Raw genomic sequence first — 3336 nt, 5'->3', positions numbered from 1 at the left:
TCACCAACGGTGAAGTGAAGGGCAAGACCGGTTCGTTGACCGCGCTGCCCATCATCGAAACGCAGGCTGGCGACGTGTCCGCTTTCGTGCCGACCAATGTGATCTCGATTACCGACGGCCAGATCTTCCTCGAAACCGATCTGTTCAACGCCGGTGTGCGTCCCGCCATCAACGCGGGTGTATCGGTATCGCGGGTGGGTGGTGCGGCGCAGACCAAGATCATCAAAAAGCTCTCGGGCGGTATTCGTACCGACCTGGCCCAGTACCGTGAACTGGCTGCGTTCGCGCAGTTCGCCTCCGATTTGGACGAAGCCACCCGCAAGCAGCTCGAGCGTGGTCGTCGCGTGGTCGAACTGCTGAAGCAGCCTCAGTATCAGCCGGCGCAGGTCTGGCAGATGGCGGCTTCGCTCTACTCGGTGAACAACGGCTACCTTGACGACATCGAAGTCAAGCAGGTGCTGCCTTTCGAAAAGGGGTTGCACGATCATCTGCAGACCAAGCACGCCGCCCTGGTGCAAAGCATTGAATCGACCAAGGACCTTTCCAAGGACGACGAAGCCAAGCTCAAGGATGCGATCGCCGAGTTCAAGAAGAACGGTGCGTACTAATTCATTCCATGACGGACAAGACCGAAAGGCCCGCAGCCTGCCGGTCTGACCCAGGAGCAAATCAATGGCTGGAATGAAAGAAATTCGCGTCAAGATCAAGAGCGTGCAAAACACGCGCAAGATCACCAAGGCGATGGAAATGGTGGCGGCCTCCAAGATGCGCAAGGCGCAGGAGCGTATGCGTGCGGCACGGCCTTACGGCGATACCGTGCGCGTCATCGCGGGACATTTGCGCCAGGCCAACCCGGAATACACCCATCCGTTTTTGATCAAGCGCGAACCGATCAAACGCGTGGGCCTCATTCTCGTGACGACCGACAAGGGGCTTTGCGGTGGGTTGAACACCAACATCATCCGCATGGCGCTGGGCCAAATCAAGGAGTGGCAGGCCGCCGGGGTGCAGATTGAGTGCTGCGCCATTGGCAACAAGGGCATGCAGTTGCTGCAGCGCTTGGGCATGAACATCATCTCGCAGGCCGTGCAGCTCGGCGACAAACCTCACCTAGAGAAGCTCATCGGCCCGGTCAAGGTCATGCTCGACGCCTACCAGGAAGGCAAGCTTGATGCGGTCTATCTGGGCTTTAGCCGCTTCGTCAACACCATGAAGCAGGCGCCGGAGATTGAGCCGCTTGTGCCGCTGCCCGCGCACGCACTGGACGCCAAGGCCGGAGATGAAAAGTCCCATAGCTGGGATTACATCTACGAGCCCGACGCCAAGCCGGTGATCGACGCGCTGCTTGTGCGCTACATCGAGGCGCTGATCTACCAGGCCGTGGCGGAAAACATGGCTTGCGAACAATCGGCGCGGATGGTGGCGATGAAGTCGGCCTCCGACAACGCCAAGAGCGTGATCGGTGAGTTGCAGCTTGTCTACAACAAGAGCCGACAGGCAGCCATTACCAAAGAACTTTCGGAAATCGTAAGCGGAGCCGCCGCGGTCTGAACCCCGGCTAACCGAATTGAAACCATTGGAGAGCAATATGACGACGGCTCAAGCGCAAGGCAAAATCGTTCAGTGCATCGGCGCTGTGATCGATATCGAATTTCCCCGTAACGCCATTCCCAAGGTGTATGACGCCCTGGTGCTGGCTGACAACAACGACAGCAGTCTGGCCGAAACGGGCCTGACGTTCGAGGTGCAGCAGCAGATCGGCGATGGCGTGGTGCGCACCATCGCCATGGGTTCGGGCGACGGCCTGCGCCGTGGCATGCTGGTCAACAACACCGGCAATTCCATTCAGGTCCCGGTCGGCCCGGCCGTGCTGGGTCGCATCATGGACGTGCTGGGTCGCCCCATCGACGAAGCGGGCCCGATCGCCACCGACGAACGCCGTTCGATTCACCAGGCTGCGCCGAAGTTCGACGACCTTTCCCCCTCGGTCGACCTGCTCGAAACCGGCATCAAGGTGATCGACCTGGTCTGCCCGTTTGCCAAGGGCGGCAAGGTCGGTCTGTTCGGCGGCGCCGGTGTGGGCAAGACCGTGAACATGATGGAGCTCATCAACAACATCGCCAAGCAGCACAGCGGTCTGTCGGTGTTCGCCGGCGTGGGTGAGCGCACCCGCGAAGGCAACGACTTCTATCACGAAATGAAAGACTCGAACGTCCTCGACAAGGTGGGCATGGTGTTCGGTCAGATGAACGAACCCCCGGGCAACCGCCTGCGCGTGGCGCTCACCGGCCTGACCATGGCCGAGCGTTTCCGCGACGAAGGCCGCGACATTCTGTTCTTCGTCGACAACATCTACCGCTACACCCTGGCTGGCACCGAAGTGTCCGCGCTGCTGGGCCGCATGCCGTCTGCCGTGGGCTATCAGCCGACGCTGGCCGACGAAATGGGCAAGCTGCAAGAACGCATCACCTCCACAAAAACCGGCTCCATCACCTCGATCCAGGCCGTGTACGTGCCCGCGGACGACTTGACCGACCCGTCGCCCGCAACCACCTTCAACCACCTCGACGCCACCGTGGTGCTGAGCCGCGACATCGCCTCGCTGGGCATCTATCCGGCCGTGGACCCGCTGGATTCCACCAGCCGCCAGATCGACCCCAACGTCATCGGTGAAGAGCACTACTCCACCACCCGCGCGGTGCAGGGCATCCTGCAGCGTTACAAGGAACTGCGCGACATCATCGCCATTCTGGGTATGGACGAACTCTCGCCGGAAGACAAGCAGGCCGTGGCCCGCGCCCGCAAGATCCAGCGCTTCCTGTCACAGCCTTTCCACGTGGCCGAAGTGTTCACCGGCTCGCCGGGCAAGTATGTGCCGCTGAAGGAAACCATCCGCGGCTTCAAGATGATCGTCAACGGCGAATGCGACGCCCTGCCCGAGCAGGCGTTCTACATGGTCGGCACCATCGACGAAGCCTTCGAAAAGGCCAAGAAGCTCAACTAAACCAGCGAGCTTGAAGCGATCCAATCCGGCTGACGATGCGAAAGCCCGTCAGCCGGAGCCTGAAACCGCATCACGTTCCGGATTGAAGCCATGAACACCATCCATGTCGACGTCGTCAGTGCCGAAGAGTCCATCTTCTCCGGCGAGGCGCGTTTTGTCGCCCTTCCCGGCGAATCGGGTGAACTGGGCATTCTGCCTGGGCACACCCCGTTGATCACCCGCATCAAGCCCGGTTCGGTGCGCATCGAATTGGTCGAAGCCAATGCCACCGGCAGCAAGGAGGAGTTCGTCTTTGTCGCAGGCGGCATTCTTGAAGTGCAGCCCAAGCGAGT

Annotated in this window: 4 protein-coding genes; all 4 read left to right on the top strand. The window is 60.6% G+C overall.

The window, feature by feature from the left end; all coding sequences use genetic code 11:
- On the top strand, window positions 1-608 hold a 608-nt coding region (locus AC2VLV_RS02810), incomplete at its 5' end, for a F0F1 ATP synthase subunit alpha (RefSeq protein ID WP_486988530.1).
- Between the two features lie 64 nt (window positions 609-672).
- Window positions 673-1551, top strand: a complete 879-nt coding sequence (gene atpG / locus AC2VLV_RS02805) for a F0F1 ATP synthase subunit gamma (RefSeq protein WP_486988529.1) — start codon at window positions 673-675, stop codon at window positions 1549-1551.
- Between the two features lie 37 nt (window positions 1552-1588).
- Window positions 1589-3004: a F0F1 ATP synthase subunit beta gene (gene atpD / locus AC2VLV_RS02800; protein ID WP_486988528.1), complete on the top strand. Its 1416-nt coding sequence runs from the start codon at window positions 1589-1591 to the stop codon at window positions 3002-3004.
- Window positions 3005-3094: 90 nt separating this feature from the next.
- Window positions 3095-3336, top strand: a 242-nt coding sequence (gene atpC, locus AC2VLV_RS02795; RefSeq protein ID WP_486988527.1) for an ATP synthase F1 subunit epsilon, incomplete at its 3' end; no start/stop codon positions are given.

It is taken from the genome of Thiomonas sp. TH-17, from assembly GCF_057473305.1.
This window is presented reverse-complemented; position numbering and strand designations above follow the sequence as displayed.